General features: G+C 45.1%; 18 protein-coding genes. 5 read left to right on the top strand and 13 right to left on the bottom strand.

What is annotated here, in order from left to right; translation table 11 throughout:
- Positions 1-140 precede the first annotated feature (140 nt).
- On the top strand, positions 141-1,058 hold the full coding sequence (locus tag AACX38_RS20280; RefSeq protein WP_228865385.1) for a sialate O-acetylesterase: 918 nt from the start codon (positions 141-143) through the stop codon (positions 1,056-1,058).
- A gap of 67 nt (positions 1,059-1,125) precedes the next feature.
- On the opposite strand, the gene AACX38_RS20275 is transcribed toward AACX38_RS20280, so the two are convergent.
- Entirely contained in the window at positions 1,126-1,809 is a 684-nt protein-coding gene (locus AACX38_RS20275; protein ID WP_228865383.1) for an ArsR family transcriptional regulator, read from the bottom strand.
- 130 nt (positions 1,810-1,939) lie between these two features.
- Here AACX38_RS20275 and AACX38_RS20270 point away from each other — a divergent pair, with 130 nt between their 5' ends.
- Positions 1,940-2,269: an antibiotic biosynthesis monooxygenase family protein gene (locus AACX38_RS20270; RefSeq protein ID WP_228865382.1), complete on the top strand. Its 330-nt coding sequence runs from the start codon at positions 1,940-1,942 to the stop codon at positions 2,267-2,269.
- Between the two features lie 81 nt (positions 2,270-2,350).
- Here AACX38_RS20270 and AACX38_RS20265 read toward each other — a convergent pair whose 3' ends face one another.
- The 12 genes from AACX38_RS20265 to flgB form a co-directional block, all read right to left on the bottom strand.
- The gene (locus AACX38_RS20265; RefSeq protein ID WP_193757128.1) at positions 2,351-2,701 is read right to left on the bottom strand and encodes a DUF2645 family protein; all 351 of its coding nucleotides are present in this window, start codon (positions 2,699-2,701) and stop codon (positions 2,351-2,353) included.
- 333 nt (positions 2,702-3,034) lie between these two features.
- Complete coding sequence (gene flgL / locus AACX38_RS20260) at positions 3,035-4,000, bottom strand: flagellar hook-associated protein FlgL (RefSeq protein ID WP_099120513.1); 966 nt, start codon at positions 3,998-4,000, stop codon at positions 3,035-3,037.
- Between the two features lie 27 nt (positions 4,001-4,027).
- Positions 4,028-5,668, bottom strand: coding sequence for a flagellar hook-associated protein FlgK (gene flgK, locus AACX38_RS20255; RefSeq protein WP_228865380.1), 1,641 nt, complete (start codon positions 5,666-5,668; stop codon positions 4,028-4,030).
- 134 nt (positions 5,669-5,802) lie between these two features.
- A complete protein-coding gene (flgJ, locus tag AACX38_RS20250; protein WP_228865378.1) occupies positions 5,803-6,771 on the bottom strand; it encodes a flagellar assembly peptidoglycan hydrolase FlgJ in 969 nt (322 codons plus the stop codon).
- The gene (locus AACX38_RS20245; protein WP_099120510.1) at positions 6,771-7,889 is read right to left on the bottom strand and encodes a flagellar basal body P-ring protein FlgI; all 1,119 of its coding nucleotides are present in this window, start codon (positions 7,887-7,889) and stop codon (positions 6,771-6,773) included. Before AACX38_RS20245 ends, flgJ begins: the two co-directional genes overlap by 1 nt.
- Positions 7,890-7,904: 15 nt before the next feature.
- The gene (locus AACX38_RS20240; RefSeq protein WP_228865376.1) at positions 7,905-8,684 is read right to left on the bottom strand and encodes a flagellar basal body L-ring protein FlgH; all 780 of its coding nucleotides are present in this window, start codon (positions 8,682-8,684) and stop codon (positions 7,905-7,907) included.
- Positions 8,685-8,766: 82 nt separating this feature from the next.
- A complete protein-coding gene (gene flgG / locus AACX38_RS20235) occupies positions 8,767-9,549 on the bottom strand; it encodes a flagellar basal-body rod protein FlgG (protein WP_228865375.1) in 783 nt (260 codons plus the stop codon).
- Between the two features lie 22 nt (positions 9,550-9,571).
- Positions 9,572-10,327 (bottom strand): flagellar basal body rod protein FlgF, encoded by a 756-nt coding sequence (locus AACX38_RS20230; protein WP_228865368.1) that lies wholly within the window; start codon positions 10,325-10,327, stop codon positions 9,572-9,574.
- Between the two features lie 36 nt (positions 10,328-10,363).
- Positions 10,364-11,584 (bottom strand): flagellar hook protein FlgE, encoded by a 1,221-nt coding sequence (gene flgE, locus AACX38_RS20225; protein ID WP_228865366.1) that lies wholly within the window; start codon positions 11,582-11,584, stop codon positions 10,364-10,366.
- Positions 11,585-11,599: 15 nt separating this feature from the next.
- The gene (gene flgD / locus AACX38_RS20220; protein WP_228865364.1) at positions 11,600-12,292 is read right to left on the bottom strand and encodes a flagellar hook assembly protein FlgD; all 693 of its coding nucleotides are present in this window, start codon (positions 12,290-12,292) and stop codon (positions 11,600-11,602) included.
- A 13-nt stretch (positions 12,293-12,305) separates the two neighbouring features.
- On the bottom strand, positions 12,306-12,710 hold the full coding sequence (gene flgC, locus AACX38_RS20215; RefSeq protein WP_099109741.1) for a flagellar basal body rod protein FlgC: 405 nt from the start codon (positions 12,708-12,710) through the stop codon (positions 12,306-12,308).
- A 5-nt stretch (positions 12,711-12,715) separates the two neighbouring features.
- Complete coding sequence (flgB, locus tag AACX38_RS20210; protein WP_099109740.1) at positions 12,716-13,132, bottom strand: flagellar basal body rod protein FlgB; 417 nt, start codon at positions 13,130-13,132, stop codon at positions 12,716-12,718.
- A 316-nt stretch (positions 13,133-13,448) separates the two neighbouring features.
- Here flgB and flgA point away from each other — a divergent pair, with 316 nt between their 5' ends.
- The 3 genes from flgA to AACX38_RS20195 all read left to right on the top strand — a co-directional run bounded on the left by flgA (position 13,449) and on the right by AACX38_RS20195 (position 15,230).
- Positions 13,449-14,120: a flagellar basal body P-ring formation chaperone FlgA gene (gene flgA / locus AACX38_RS20205; protein ID WP_228865363.1), complete on the top strand. Its 672-nt coding sequence runs from the start codon at positions 13,449-13,451 to the stop codon at positions 14,118-14,120.
- 122 nt (positions 14,121-14,242) lie between these two features.
- Positions 14,243-14,527: a flagellar biosynthesis anti-sigma factor FlgM gene (gene flgM, locus AACX38_RS20200; RefSeq protein WP_099109738.1), complete on the top strand. Its 285-nt coding sequence runs from the start codon at positions 14,243-14,245 to the stop codon at positions 14,525-14,527.
- Positions 14,528-14,789: 262 nt separating this feature from the next.
- A complete protein-coding gene (locus AACX38_RS20195) occupies positions 14,790-15,230 on the top strand; it encodes a flagella synthesis protein FlgN (RefSeq protein WP_099120502.1) in 441 nt (146 codons plus the stop codon).
- Positions 15,231-15,570: the final 340 nt, after the last annotated feature.

Raw genomic sequence — 15,570 nt, 5'->3', positions numbered from 1 at the left:
TTCATATACTGACTATCTTATTAAATTAGATAATTAAAATATATTATCTATTGATCTTTTTAAGATAAAAGTTAATTTCTGTTATGCAGAAAAGTATCGCCTTTATATAAATCAGATTTAAAATACTAAAGGAGATCTTCATGATAGATAAAAATTTAGCCTGTTCTGAAATAAAATCCCTTCCGTGGAGAAGTGATGATGCTCCATTATTAGTTGTTCTTGGGCAGTCAAATAGTTACGGTCATGCTACTCAACTGGCACCAAATGAAGCAATTACTCAGGGTTTAAATAATGTATTTACCCTGTCCCTGCCTGAAGTTTATAGCGTCAATTTTTCAACCATTAACTGGACAGGCCTGACGAGTTTTGGCCATGCCAATATTGGTGCTCCGTGTGGTTTACCGCGAGGTAATCAGGATCATCCGGTTAATATCGCCAATCGTTTTGCCCGCTATTGGCAAAATCATATTAACACCGGTAATATTCTCAAATTACCTGATCTTTATGTCATTCTCATGGGATACGGTGGGCAGGGAATGTATTTACCTGATAACCGTTGGGCGCCAGAGCGGGACCCTGATGATGTAGAATCACTCTACCCCCGCGCAGTCAGAACATTAAGGATGGCGGTGAATTCCCTGCGTAAAATGGGTAAAAATCCCCGCATACTGGCCGTTCACTGGAATCAGTGGGAAGCAGAAACTGAAAGTTTAGCCGCCGCAAAAGCCGCAGAAATGAACTTTACCCGTATCGTTACCGGCCTTAGTGATGCCATAGGATCCCGCAATATACCGTGGAGATTTTATTACCCGCTTTCAGTCTGGTTTGACCCCCTTAATACCAGCTATGTTTCCGAAGCAATGAACAGTGTGATTGCGGCTAATCCTGAGTATCGAACACTCGTCGATGCCAGAAATGCACCAAACTATAACGGGATCTCCACCCAATTTGGGGTATTTACTCCCGATGATATGCATTACAACGCAGAGACCCAAAAATGGTTTGCCCGACAGGAATGGGCTCAGATTCTGGCTGGTTATAAAGGTGTTGAGTTATAGAATGTATCTATACTTTCCGTCTTTCAGATTGCCTTTTTGTTGGACATAGGTGGTGTAAAAATACCACCTATATTTCCACACCAAACCGCTGTTTAAGTGCCCGCCTTCCTGTCTCTGTCAACGTTAGTTCCCGACTATCCAATTGCCGGATAGCCCATTTTTTCTGCAAAAAAATATTCAGCAGCGATGACCCCAGAAAACCACCAAGGTGAAAATATCGCTCACTCCAGTCAAGACAGGAACAGGCAAATTTCCGTCCGGAAATTGTTTTCTCATCCAAACTCAGGCCAAGAGAAAAGAAAAATTCTTTCCCCTGTGGCGTTAAACGGTAATCATCCGTTATCCAAAAACGGGACAACAGACTGTTATGAATTTTTACGGCGATTTCTCCGGCCATATGGTCATAGCAAGTTCGGAAAGAACGCAATGATTTTGGTGTCGACGTTTTAATAACCCCGAAGCTTTCGCTATTAACAAAACACATCATGCTTTCCAGCAATACTGCGACTTCTTTACTATAAATTTTAAAATAACGGTATCGCCCCTGCTTAATACTGATCACCAGATTTTGTTCTACTAACCGGCTTAAATGCGCACTGGTTGTCGAAGGTGCTATATCAGCCGCGGTACTTAATTCAGTCGCTGTGTAAGCGCGTCCGTCCATCATCAGAAATAGTATACAGATACGAGCACGATCCGATAATAATGCAGAAACTACAGTGACTTTTTTCTCCAGAGTTAATTCACACATATCTATCCCATACCTGATATAGCCAACAAAGAGGCTACTTGAAAAACGAAGAATATATTTCGCTACCCAACGAAGTAACCGTCAAAACGGCAATATATGATTGCGTTTTCTATTCTTCAAGGAAACGATAATGTTAGCAGTTATATTTGAAGTCGAAATCGCAGAAAACCAGAGTGAACGTTACTTTGACACCGCAGCCATGTTAAGGCCACTACTGGATACCATTCCGGGCTTTATTTCTGTAGAGCGCTTTCAAAGCCTGTCTCAAAATAATAAATATCTTTCATTATCCTACTGGCGGGATGAGGAATCTGTTAAACAGTGGCGGAATACCTGCCAACACCGGGAAGCACAGATATTAGGACGCAATGGGGTATTTTCAGATTATAAATTGAGAGTCTCAGCCATTATTCGTGATTATGGCATGTATGAACGGGAAGAAGTGCCAAAGGAAGATTAACCCTGAGCTATCGGGAGATCGGTTGCCAGCATCTCCCGATATACTCGCCACCTTTTAAGTCATAAATTGTATTAGCCACAGCTAATATACAGCAAATGAGCACCCCATTAATCGGCCGAAGAACATCCAGTACCAGTATCCTATTGCAAATCCTGCAATCAACATATAGCTGATCGATTTGAATTTACATACTGAAAAAGTTTTTACTCCTTTTACGACAAATATCAGCAGAAAAGGTAGCAAAAAAAACAGACATAAAGGTGCAGTCAATGCCCTGTCATCATCAATAACAAAAGAGCTGACCACATCACAAACGGTATTTATTCCTTCCTCTCCGATTGTCCATTCATAATCAACAGTTGACAAACAACCTATCAATATCGTACTGAACAAAATAAAAGTAATACAGGCGAGTATATTTAGAGTTTTCATGCACATTTGTTTTTCTTATCTGTTTATAAGGCATAAGACGAGATTTAATCCTTTCCTAAGTTCACTAACTTAAATCTGAAACGTTTATATCAAAAAACTTAATACGTGATTCTTCTTACCTATCAAAGATAAGATCTCGATCACAAGATAAAATAATATAATAAGAAAAAAAGAAAGGATTTACTGAATGCAAAATAACTCAATACACATTAAGAGGTATAAACCATTAAAGCGATTAATAACAATGCGTTATTAAGGAAACCAAAGAGGAAATAAAAAGCTCTTATCGCAAACAGATAAGAGCTGGAAATCACAGAAATAAATTAGAATGTGTTATCTATACATCTCAAACAAAGACATCCCTTTTAGATCAGTAAATGCTTTGAAAGAAGCCTGCAAAGAAGCCTGTTGCTGATAATAGTTGGAAATCGTGGAAGTCCAGTCCACATCAACTAACTCCCCTGAGCGAACTTTGTTGGCAATACTTCGTTCACTACCCAGAGAATCCAGCTGTTCCAGTTCCTGAAGCTGTAAACCCAGTACTGCTTCAACAGAAGAGAGGTTATTCAGGCTATTACGAATCCCACGGTTAGCTTTGTTGATAAGCTCCGCCGCTTGGTTTTTTTCTTCTTCAGTTGCTGAACTGTATGGTGTTCTTAAAGCTTCGATTGCCAGATCAATCGTGGCAAAAATATCAGATCCGCTCGCAGTTTTGCCATCAGGTTCTTTGATTGGATTAGGAGGCGAGGATAAAAACACCTGCTGTCCGGTATGAGCGATAACCATTGAGCGGTTATCATCCACTTTCTGGGTGATTTTTTCAGACCCACCAACATAAGTGACTTTGCCATCTTTATCCGCTGAAAAAGGAGGCACATCAGTTTTATAGCCGGCAAAAATATAACGACCATTGCCATCAGTTTTATTAGCAAGGTTTAACAGCTCCTCTTTAAAACCCTGCAATTGCTGTGCATAGGATGAGCGATCCTGATCACTTTGTTCATCTGCTGCTGCCACTAAAGTTTCAAACACATTCGTTGTTACCTTAACGGCATTCGCTGTAATGCTCAGCTGGGATGACATTGCATTTTTGGCAAAAATACGCGCAGTGGTAAATTGCTGGTTTTTCGATTCAGACTGAGAAACCATGATATTTTGCGATGCCGCCAGAGGATCATCAGATGGGTTAATAACCCGGCGTCCGCTGGACAGTTGCTCACCATATTTCATCCATTTGGACTGAGCGCCAAAAATTCCATCCATTTTCTGGCCGTATAATTGATTCGTACTTACACGCACAGTATCACTCCTTAATTATTCCTTTTATCAGCGAATGCCTAAAATAGCATCAAACAACGTCGTCGCCGTCTGGATCACACGGGCGTTTGCCAGATAATACTGCTGCATACGCTGTAATTCGCCGTACTCTTCATCCATATTGACGCCGGAAATTGATTCACGGGTTTCTTTCAATTTATCAACGATATGGCCCTGTGTTTCAACGCTGATTTGTGCGCTGTTGGCTTTACTGCCCACGGTACTCACCAATGAGGCATAAGCGCCGGAAAAAGAAGCCTTACCATCCACCAGACGCTTATCCTGTAATTCAAGGAATTTCTTCGCGTTGCGGTTATCACTTGGGCCAGCACCTTTCTCACTGGCGGTTGCCAGTTGGGAAGAATCCTTGATGTTTACTTCCAGTGTTGCGATAACATTGCCGACAGTTTTCAGGGTATATTTATCGTGTTCCTGTGCATCAGGCGCTGTGATTTCGACTTTCAGTCCATCGAATTCCAGTGTATTGCCGTTTTTGGTTACAGCAACCATTTCACGATCAGAGACTCGCTGTACTTTCCAGTCTCCACCTTCATATTTGAGGGTATAATCGCTGGCTTTGACTTTCGTGGAATCCGCATATTCCACCTTAATCTCAGCCGTGCCTTTGTTATCACTGCTGGAAATAATTTCAGACTGTTTGAAATTGAAGAAATTAACCCCTTTCTCGCCTTTCAGATCAAAACCGCCGTGTTGTACCTGATTAAACTGATCCGCCATCACCAGTGCCAGTTGGTTCAGTTCATTACGAGTCGAATCAACCACTTCGCTGCGAACGCGCAATGCACCACCCAACGCGCCACCAGAGATGAAACGCTCATCAATTTCTCTCGTACCTACTGTGCCGTTGTTATAACCCAGCGTAATACGGCCGCTGTCAGCACTGGATGGAATGGCTTCCATACGGTAGGATTTACTGCCTGATACCAGTGACATACCACCACCGAATGAGACGTTATAAACGCCACCATCCTGCTGAGTCACATTCACTTCCACCAGCTGATTTAATTTATTGACTGCCAGATCACGTTTATCCAGCAATGCCAGCGGTTCACCCGTGCCAGTACCACGCATACGGATGATTTCGTTATTCAGCTTGGCAATTTCTTCTGCATATTTGTTGATTTCTTTGACATTCTGCTCAATCTGAGAATTGATGCCACTATCAAGCTGGCGCAGGAATTCATCAGCTTCTTTAAAACGACTGATCAATCCTTCAGCTTTGCCTAAGACCGTGGTTCTTGCCGCGCTGTCTTCTGCATTGCTCTCAACGGTACCAATGCTTTTGAAAAAATCTTCGAAAGAATTAGAAAGACTGGTGTCTTTATCGGCTAACAGATTGTTGATCTTAGTTATCTGTTCGTTATATGACTTTAACGCCGAGTGTTTGGTCTGAGCTGAATTGAACTGCTGGTTAATAAATTCGCTGTATTCACGGTTAATAGTCGTAACCGCTGTTCCGTTACCTATAAAACCCACCGGGGACATAGTTCCATTATTTTGCGTCATGACGGTGTTCTGTCGGTTGTAGCCCTCACTTTTGGAGTTGGCAATATTATTACTTACTACACCCATTGCCACCTGAGCGGCATTAATACCGCTCATCGCAGTATTCATAAGACTGTTGGACATGTGTAGATCCTTTTACGTTTTCGCTCTGCCTCTCTTCAGAGAGACATGACTGCTATCGTTATCGGTATAAATTCTCTGTAAAAGTTATCGGCAGAAGAACCTGAACCTTGAACAAAAATGATTTGGACGGTGACTCAGAACAAATCATCAAAATCGTAGGTATAGGCTTTTACCATCTGGGTGCCGTTACTCTTTAATTGCTGGATCAGTGATACCAGTTTCTGGGCATAACCGGGGTCTGTGGCATAACCTGCTTCTTGCAAGGAATGAGCCCCCTGCTCTGCGGTCACTGACTGTGCAACTTTGGCGTAACGGGGATTTTCCGTCAGCAGCCTGACGTAATCCGTAACAGCTTCCAGATAAGAATCATAGACCCGGAAACTGTCACGCATTTTTTGCGGCTCACCATTCACATACTCGGTTGTCATGATATTGGTGACCGCGCCCTTCCAGTTTTTACCCGCCTTGATACCAAACAGGTTATGGCTCGGTTTGCCTTCTTCAGTCAGTATTTCCCGCTGACCCCAGCCAGATTCCAGCGCCGCCTGTGCAATAATCAACAAATGAGGAATGCCGCTTTTCTGACTGGCTATCTGTGCAGGTATGGAAAGCATGGAAACAAAACTGGAGCTGTTTACTGGCAGAGATTTTGACTGTGTGCCTCCTGAAGAGGATTTATCAGACTGGCTTTTTTCGGGCATCGCCCGGCGTAAAAACTGCTCCAGCGCTTGTGTCGGCAATGTATGCAGGATGTCATTGCCCAGCGGCATCGGCACGGTTCCGGCCAGTTCACTGGGAGCACTGTTCGCACCAGAAACCTGTTTGACAATCATATCGGCAAATCCCAGCCCCTTTTGGGAGAGATCCTGCGCAATTTGCTGATCGTACATCGAAGTATAAAAACGCGTCTGGTCACTGCTTAACATGCCGTCCTGCGGCAACGAGGAACGCATACTTTTCAGCATCATCTGAACAAATACGCCTTCCAGTTGTTGGGCTACCTGCCGTAGCCCCTGTTGTGGTTCCTGTGATAATTTGGCTTTCAGTGAATGAAGTGAGTTCACATCATAAGCCGCAGTCGGCATCGACAGAAAATCATTCATCAGATAATCTCCAGCTTCGCCCGTAAGCAGCCTGCACTTTCCATCGCCTGTAGAATCGACATTAAGTCTGTCGGTGTTGCACCCAACGCGTTCAATGCACGGATAACCTGAGTCAGATTCGCACTGGAGTTGACTTTCTGTAACACACCGCCCTGCTCCTGAATACCAACACCTGTATTACGGGTTACGACAGTATTACCACCCGCCAACGGAGTATCCGGCTGACTGACTGCGGTCTGACGTTCAACAATCACAGACAGGCTACCGTGCGCAATCGCACAGCTATCCAGTGTGACATTGCGGTTCATCACCAGCGATCCGGTACGGGAGTTGAAAATCACCTTGGCATCACCGGCATCAACGCGAATATTCAGGTTCTGCACTTGTGACAGAAATTTCACCTGCTCACTGTTTTCTATCGGCAGACGCAGCTGTACCGTGCGGGAATCCAGCGCTGTTGCCGTACCCACGCCTTGCAGGCGGTTGACCGCATCACTGATTTGCTGCGCCAGACTGAAATCATCCTCATTCAGTTGCAGATTCAGTGTCCCTTTCTGGCCGAATCGCGTTGGTAACTCCCGCTCAATAACTGCACCATTAGAAATTCGCCCGCCTGCCAGCTGGTTGATTTTCACGCTGTTACCGCCGGCGCTGACACCCGCCCCGCCAACCAGAATATTACCCTGAGCCAGTGCGTATACCTGATTATCCACACCTTTCAGTGGCGTCATCAGCAATGTACCGCCTCGCAGGCTTTTGGCATTACCCAGTGAAGAAACCACCACATCAATATTTTGCCCTGAACGTGCAAAAGGTGGCAGCTTAGCTGTCACCATCACAGCAGCCACGTTTTTAAGCTGCATATTCGTGCCGGGAGGCACAGTAATACCCAGCTGTGACAACATATTATTCAGGCTTTGCGTGGTGAAAGGTGTCTGCATGGTCTGGTCACCCGTTCCATCCAGCCCGACCACTAAACCATAACCAATCAGCGCGTTATCCCTGATACCTTCAATCGTCGTCAAATCACGAATGCGTTCAGCAAAAGCGCTGGTCGGTGCGAACGTATTGAACAGTACCAGCACCAACGTAAAAAGGCTGGCGACTAATTTTTTCATCCTGACCATCCTCTTTTAAAACGGTGAGATATTCATAAAGAAACGTTGTAACCAGCCCATATGCTGCGCTTCATTAATATAACCATCGCCAACATATTCAATACGGGCATCCGCAACCTGATTGGAGCTGACTGTATTGCTGCCGCTAATGGTGCGCGGATTCACAACGCCGGAGAAGCGGATAAATTCCGTTCCCTGATTGATGGCAATTTGTTTTTCGCCGATAACATGCAGGTTACCATTTGCCAGCAGGTGATCCACGGTCACAGTAATGGTACCCCGGAAGGTATTGTTGGCATTCGCCCCACCTTTGCCACCAAACTCATTGTTACCTTCCATCTCGATATCGGTCTTACCTCCACCGATCAATCCCTCTAAGAAACGAGGCGTCACGGCAGCAAGGAAACCTGTTTTACCGCTGCGGCTGGCATTGGCGGAAGAGTTTTTGCTCGCACTGACATTTTCTTGCAGGATAATAGTTAGCGTATCACCGATATTGCGTGGACGACGGTCTTCAAACAATGGCTGATAACCGTAGTAAACTGGCTGGACGGTCTGAAAAATAGAACCATTCGGCGCTGGCGCAGGTGCTTCGGTAGGTTTGGCCGTTGTCACTCCTTTCACCAGTGGTTTGTGCGGCATGTAAGCACATCCCCCTAATGTCAGTACTGACAATGCAAGTACCGCCGCAGTTCTGCTGATACGCCGCTTATTTCCCCGGTTTTTCCGTAAACCGGCACAGCTATCAGCCACAGGATTTTCAGTATGGCTTTCAGCAACGGGCATTGTATCCATCTTCGATGCTCTTATGTTTATCGCAGTAATCATGAAGGGTTTATACCCTCTGGGTATAAATCCCTACTGATTAATGATTAGATTATAACTGGGTAAGTTTTTGCAGCATCTGATCAGATGTTGATACTGCCTTACTGTTAATTTCGTAGGCTCGCTGAACCTGAATCATATTGACCAGCTCTTCCGCCACGTTGACGTTAGAGGTTTCAACATAACCCTGATACAGCAATCCGGCACCATTGATGCCCGGCGCATTTTCGACCGGAACACCGGAACTGTTGGTTTCCAGATACAGGTTCTCACCGATGCTTTCCAGCCCACTTTCGTTAATGAAAGTCGTCAGTGTCAGTTGCCCGACCTGCTGTGGTGCGTTCTGCCCCTGTACGTTAACGCTGACAATACCATCACGGGCAATGCTGACTTTGGTGGCATTGTCCGGAATAATGATGGCAGGCATGACCTGAAAGCCGCCCGCTGTCACCAGCTGACCATTCTGATCCACCTGAAATGAGCCATCACGGGTATAGCCTGTTGTGCCATCAGGCATCTGGATCTGGAAGAACCCCTGTCCTTTGACTGCCACGTCCTTGCTGTTGTTGGTCTGAGCCAGATTACCCTGACTATGCAGGCGTTCAGTCGCTACCGGACGAACCCCTGTACCAATCTGCAAACCGGATGGCAGGTTAGTCTGTTCAGACGACATCGCACCGGGCTGACGTTCCGTTTGATAAAGTAAATCTTCAAACACCGCGCGCTGACGTTTAAAGCCATTCGTGCTGACGTTTGCCAGGTTATTGGCAATAACGTCCATATTTGTTTGCTGAGCATCCAGCCCAGTCTTGGCAACCCATAAAGAACGGATCATGAATTTATCCTCTGTTTCCGGCTCAGCTCATTGCGAGAATTTGATTAGCTCGCTGAGCATTTTCATCGGAACTGTGTATTACTTTCATCTGCATCTCAAAACGACGCGCGTTGGCGATCATATTCACCATGCTTTCCACTGGATTCACATTGCTGCCTTCCAGTACACCCGGCATGATTTTTACTTCGGTGCTCGCTGCCAGTTCGTCGCCCTGCTGTTCCCGCGCCTGTGGCGTTAAATGGAATAATCCATCATCACCGCGCACAACCTGACCCGCTTCCGGTTTGACAATTTTCAGTTTGCCAATCTGCCCCAGCAAAGTCGGAGGATCGCTGGCAATCAGGGCAGAGATAGCACCATCTCCGGCAAGAGTCAGTTCAGCCTGTGGCGGAACATCAATCGGCCCGTTCTCACCCATCAACATGCGTCCCTGTACCGTCAGTTGCCCTTCCGGTGAAATCTGGATGTTACCGTTACGGGTATAGGCTTCTGTCCCGTCTTCAAGCTGAACAGCCAGATAACCGCCTTGTCCGACAGCAACGTCCAGCGGGCGGGAGGTATAATTCATCGGTCCCTGACGGCTATCCATGCCGGGAGTAGAAGCAACAACCAAAGTACGGGTCGGCAGGGTTTCACCTTCAATGGGTACAGCACGCAGCGCAACAAGCTGGGCTTTAAAGCCCGGCGTCGATGCGTTAGCCAGATTGTTGGTAGTGACAGCCTGATGTTCCAGTGTCTGGCGCGCGGCTCCCATAGCGGTGTATATAACGTGATCCATAAAGCGATCTCCAAAAAAGCTATCCGCCTGAGATTATTAACGCATGCTGACCAGAGTTTGCAGGATTTGATCCTGAGTCTTGATGGTCTGGGCGTTGGACTGATAGTTACGCTGAGCGACTATCATATTGACCAGTTCCTGACTCATATCGACGTTTGAGGCTTCCAGCGCGCCGCTGATCAGCTTACCGAAGTTACCAGAGCCCGCCGTACCCACAACCGGGCTACCGGATGCGCCGGTTTCGACCCAAACGTTATCACCTTGTGATGCCAGACCTTCCGGGTTAGAGAAGTTAGCCAGAACCACCTGTCCCAGAACCTGAGTCTGCTGGTTAGAATAGATACCGTAAATTTTGCCATCAGCATCTACACGGTAATTAGTGAAGTGACCCGCTTCATAGCCGTCTTGTTGCAGGTTGGAAACAGAATCCTGCTGAATGCTCTGCTGTTTGCTACCGTTAAAATCGATAGTGATCGCCGCAGGATTAGAACCATTCAGTGCTGGCATATTAAATGCAAATGCGTTGTCATTGCCTTTAATACGACCATTATTGTCAAATTCTACATTACCCAGTTTCTGGGCCGCAGAACCTGCTACAGACGTATCCTGTGCATGAATTTCCCATTTGTTATCTTCGGTCTTGACGAAGAAAATATTCACGTTATGTTCATTACCCAGACTATCGTATACGGACATACCCGTGCTGTAGTTAAAACTGTCTTTTTTGGCAGGATCAAACGGATTCGCAGCTGCGTCGATAGCTTTATTCATCGAATTCAGGTTAGTTGTCATCGTAACCTTTGTAGTCGCTTTCGCATCCAGCATATCTGTTGCGATAGCGATTGGTCCCGGTGCTGCACCACGTTGAATTTCAGGCCCGTTTGGTCCCTGTACTGCCGGATAACCCGTTAGTTTCATACCCTGCATATTGATCAGGGTACGGTCTGAGTCCATTTTGAACTGACCGTTACGGGAATAAAAAATGTTACCGTTTTCATCCAGCATGCGGAAAAAACCGCCCTGCGTGATGGCCATATCTAATTGACGGTTAGTGGTAGTGGTTGAGCCATCTTTAAAGTTCTGAACCATGCCAGAAACTTTAACGCCCAAACCTACATCAGAACCGCTGAATACATCGGCGAAAGCCGCTGAACTCGATTTAAAACCGAATGTTGCTGAGTTCGCAATATTGTTACCGATTACGTCCAGGTTACTTGCTGCGGCATTTAAGCCGCTGACTGCCTGTGAAAAAGCCATATGTCCTCCGTTTTGTTAAAGAATCTGACGAACTTTATCCATGGTTACCATACCCGCCAGCCCTAAATCTAATTTAGTGCCGTCCTCACCCCGCGTGACGCCATTTACCACGGCATATGTCAGCGGAAGTGTCACTAACGCTTGATCCTGATAGCTTGCAGAAACAGTAAAACTATATGCGCCGTCTGCAACTTCCTTGCTATCCGCGTTTTTTCCATCCCATACGAAGCTATGGACACCAGTATTTAACTTACCGATATCCAATTCCCTCACTACAGCACCATTCTTATCTTTGATGGTTACTTTTACATTATCGGCAGGCCGGTTCAGTTCAAAGCCAAACGGCGTTGTACTGATCCCTTTCTCCTCATTGGAACCGACTAAAATTTTATCACCGGGAGTCATAACGCCCCGGCCAATCAACTGGGTCGTCTGCATGGCCTGATTGCCTTCCATCTGGCTGACAACAGCGCCCAGCGATTTATTCAGTTTTTCAATCCCTTCTACTGTACTGATCTGCGCAAGCTGCGTAGTCAGTTCATTGTTTTGCATGGGATTGGTTGGATCCTGATTCTTAAGTTGTGCAACCAGCAGATTCAGAAAGTTATCTTTAATATCATTGCTGTCTTGCTTTTTTTTGGGGCTACTGGCTAATTCACCAATCGTTGAATTATCCAGAGAATCATTGATTGAAGCAGTAACTGCCATAATGGAATTCCTGTTACTGACCCAGAGTCAGGGTTTTCAGCATGATGGACTTGGTGGTATTGAGTACTTCAATATTGGCCTGATAGCTGCGGGAAGCCGAGATGGTATTGACCATTTCTCCGACAACATCCACATTCGGCATACGTACATAGCCTTTTTCATCCGCCAGTGGGTTACCCGGCTGGTATTCAAGACGGAAAGGAGTTGGATCATCCACCACTTCGCTGACACGCACACCGCCAACCTCCTGCCCTGCGGGAGCAGCGACACGGAAAACGACCTGCTTGGCGCGATAAGGCTCGCCATCCGGCCCGACGATACTATCGGCATTCGCCATATTGCTGGCACTGACATTCAGTCGCTGGGACTGAGCAGAAAGCGCGGAGCCGGCAATATCAAAAATACTGAGTAGAGACATTCCCATTATCCTTGTGACTGTAGAACTGACATCATGCTTTTGATCTGAGCATTCGTCATCGTAAGTTCAGCCTGATATTTCAGACTGTTATCTGCAAAATTGCTGCGTTCCATATCCATGTCAACGGTATTTCCATCCATAGCCGTCTGATGAGGAACCCGATACAACAGATCCATCTCCAGACGTTGCTGGGGCTGAATGGGAATATGTCGATTGGAAGTCAGAGTCAGCCCAATTCCATTCCCAGTTACCCGCCCGTGATCCATCACTTTTTTTAACTGAGCGGCAAAATCGATATCGCGTGCCTGATAGCCGGGGGTATCCGCATTGGCAATGTTTGCAGACAGAATTTCCTGCCGCTGGTTGCGGAGTACCAGAGCTTCCTGTCGAAAATGAAAGGCGGCGTCTAATTTATCGAGCATATTCCTCCCTCGCCTGTTTTTTAAGCCAGATTTATGGCCTTTCTTGTAGGGCTAATTCCGTAGAACCAAGCCCTGTAACGCATTAAGAGCGATAACAGCATAAACGCAGAAGAAAAAGCCGATTCGAAGAATAGACACAAATTGATTTGCTATTTATCCCATTAACTAATAATCAAGCGCGTTACACTATTAATTAGTCAGATAGAGTTAATGAAATGAAGAACGGCAACAGGTACTGATTATTTTTTGCAATCATGGTCTACCCTATTAGGGTTGGGTATTAGGTCTGTCAGGTAAGGAAAATGAAGGTGATAAAATGTCTGTATTAAAATTTATCGGATTCGTTACCTTTTTCCTTAATTTGTTTTTAGGCTACTCTCTGGCATGGGGGAGTGATTTACCTCGCTCAATAAATGATTATTTCAGGCAAATTCACCACGGTACGAACTACAAAGTTTCCGTTGAAATCAAAACACCGGAACAACAATGGCCGACGTGCGAATCGCCTGACATACATCCCCCTATGGGCAATAAAAACTGGGGCAATATTTCACTGCCTGTTAATTGTGGTCAACAGCGTCGTTTTATACAGATTTACGTTAGTGTTACCGGCCCGTATCTGGTTTCAAACCGGGCTATTCAGCGCAACTCAGTACTGACAGAAAAAGATTTTCAGAGCAAAACAGGTCATTTGGACAAACTGCCGAATAACATCATTCATAACAAAAAGGCGGTAAAAAATGGAATTGCCATCCGCAATATCCCCGCCGGACAACTCATCACAAGCAATATGATCCGGCGTCCGTGGGTGATTAAAGCCGGACAAAATGTCATCGTCATCGTAGATGGGCAAAATTTCCGGGTACGTTATGAAGGAAAAGCGATTAACAATGCTGCCAGTTTTGATAATATCCGTATCCGTTTGGTTTCCGGGCAGGTTATTACCGGTGAAGCTCAGGAAAATGGCAGTGTAAAAATGATGTTATAAGTGTCTAAAGTTTTATTGCTTTCAGCCGATATAACCATCAGACCATGATTTACAGGCATGCCAGCGGTATATCGCCTGCTACCTAAGACAAATAAATAATGCCTGAATAAAGGATTACGATTATGAGTATTGAACGCACTCAACCTCTACTGGCTATTGCGGCTTTACAGCAACGCAATTCCAATGAAGGTGTCCATAGCACTCGCAGGACCGTGGCTGTTGCAGAAAAAAGCGCCGATACGCAGGTTAAACTGAGCGAGGCACAGAAAAAACTGGTTCAGCCAAGTAGTCAAGACATTAATATCCAGAAAGTACAACAGCTGAAAGAAGCGATAGCGAAAGGAACTCTGACCATGGATAGCGGCAAAATTGCTGATGCCCTGATCAGAGAAGCTCTTGAAAACTGATAATACCTCTCGTCTTTCAAGCTGTTTCTTTGTTGGCTGCATTCGCTCACCCCGGTCAGCATTTTTATAAACATACGGTTGCCTATGCTCCCGGGGGAAACGAGAGGCTCAGTCTCTCATCGGAGGCCAGCCTCTGGCTGAGCAAATTCGTTCCCGACGAATTTGTCGCTCCCTTGCTGCCACAATGCAACTTGAAATCCATTAGGTATACTTTCAGTGGTTGTTTAAAACAGATAAACCAGCAAAATCATAAAGGCCATAAATGGAAGAACTTCAACTGTTGCTTGAGCAGCAAAGCGCACATTTAAATTCGCTTTCGATAACGATGGCAGAAGAACAACGTATCCTGAGTGAAGGCTTTATTGAAGCGAATCATTTACATCGTGTGACAGAGCAAAAAACATTTTTACTCTCAGCACTTGATCATTCTGAGCGAAAGCGCCAGCAATTAAATGAAACGCTAAAAGTAAGTGCCCCCTATGCCGATCATGAAATACTGATAGTATTGTGGGATCAAATCAGCCAGACGGTTGAACGTATCCGTGATTTAAATGCCCATAACGGATTTCTGCTGGAACAGCATATTGATCAGAATAGTCAGGCAATTGCTTTTCTCAAGAGCCATCACAGCCCCTCTTTTTATGGTGCTGATGGTCAGGCTCGCCGTAATTCTGCATTATCAGGTCACAAAATCAGCGTTTGATTTTTAAAACCTTTTAATCAATATGTTATATACAGACCTCTTAGTGTATCAATGGTGATAAGGGGTCTGTTTTTGCTTATTAGCATCCCTTCTTGCGGATTATCCCCACGTTAACTTTATTCACCTGTCCCATTTTTTATCGTTATAAATATAGAACAACCTGTACCCCATAGATGATTACACATTTTCTAGTTTAAATTAAAAATCAAATAACTGGAAAAATGAAAGAGTATAATCACTTATTATCATTATTGTTGTGACAAAGAAAACACTGAGGTTTTTCTATAAAAAATAACAAAAACACCAATCAGGTACTATACTAAACAGTAGACATTGAATT

The organism is Xenorhabdus sp. PB30.3 (assembly GCF_963895965.1).
In the GTDB taxonomy this organism is placed as follows: Bacteria; Pseudomonadota; Gammaproteobacteria; order Enterobacterales; family Enterobacteriaceae; genus Xenorhabdus; species Xenorhabdus stockiae.
The sequence above is the reverse complement of the archived record's forward strand: the minus strand, read 5'-3'. Positions and strand labels throughout refer to the sequence as shown.

Bases quoted from the DNA above. Each gene is read 5' to 3' on its own strand.
- AACX38_RS20265 (WP_193757128.1), bottom strand. From the start codon at position 2,701: ATGAAAACTCTAAATATACTCGCCTGTATTACTTTTATTTTGTTCAGT.
- flgD (WP_228865364.1), bottom strand. From the start codon at position 12,292: ATGGCAGTTACTGCTTCAATCAATGATTCTCTGGATAATTCAACGATT.
- AACX38_RS20230 (WP_228865368.1), bottom strand. From the start codon at position 10,327: ATGGATCACGTTATATACACCGCTATGGGAGCCGCGCGCCAGACACTG.
- flgM (WP_099109738.1), top strand. From the start codon at position 14,243: ATGAGTATTGAACGCACTCAACCTCTACTGGCTATTGCGGCTTTACAG.
- flgA (WP_228865363.1), top strand. From the start codon at position 13,449: ATGTCTGTATTAAAATTTATCGGATTCGTTACCTTTTTCCTTAATTTG.
- flgB (WP_099109740.1), bottom strand. From the start codon at position 13,132: ATGCTCGATAAATTAGACGCCGCCTTTCATTTTCGACAGGAAGCTCTG.
- AACX38_RS20245 (WP_099120510.1), bottom strand. From the start codon at position 7,889: ATGAAAAAATTAGTCGCCAGCCTTTTTACGTTGGTGCTGGTACTGTTC.
- AACX38_RS20240 (WP_228865376.1), bottom strand. From the start codon at position 8,684: ATGGATACAATGCCCGTTGCTGAAAGCCATACTGAAAATCCTGTGGCT.
- flgC (WP_099109741.1), bottom strand. From the start codon at position 12,710: ATGTCTCTACTCAGTATTTTTGATATTGCCGGCTCCGCGCTTTCTGCT.
- flgK (WP_228865380.1), bottom strand. From the start codon at position 5,668: ATGTCCAACAGTCTTATGAATACTGCGATGAGCGGTATTAATGCCGCT.
- flgJ (WP_228865378.1), bottom strand. From the start codon at position 6,771: ATGAATGATTTTCTGTCGATGCCGACTGCGGCTTATGATGTGAACTCA.
- flgE (WP_228865366.1), bottom strand. From the start codon at position 11,584: ATGGCTTTTTCACAGGCAGTCAGCGGCTTAAATGCCGCAGCAAGTAAC.
- AACX38_RS20270 (WP_228865382.1), top strand. From the start codon at position 1,940: ATGTTAGCAGTTATATTTGAAGTCGAAATCGCAGAAAACCAGAGTGAA.
- flgG (WP_228865375.1), bottom strand. From the start codon at position 9,549: ATGATCCGTTCTTTATGGGTTGCCAAGACTGGGCTGGATGCTCAGCAA.
- AACX38_RS20280 (WP_228865385.1), top strand. From the start codon at position 141: ATGATAGATAAAAATTTAGCCTGTTCTGAAATAAAATCCCTTCCGTGG.
- AACX38_RS20275 (WP_228865383.1), bottom strand. From the start codon at position 1,809: ATGTGTGAATTAACTCTGGAGAAAAAAGTCACTGTAGTTTCTGCATTA.
- AACX38_RS20195 (WP_099120502.1), top strand. From the start codon at position 14,790: ATGGAAGAACTTCAACTGTTGCTTGAGCAGCAAAGCGCACATTTAAAT.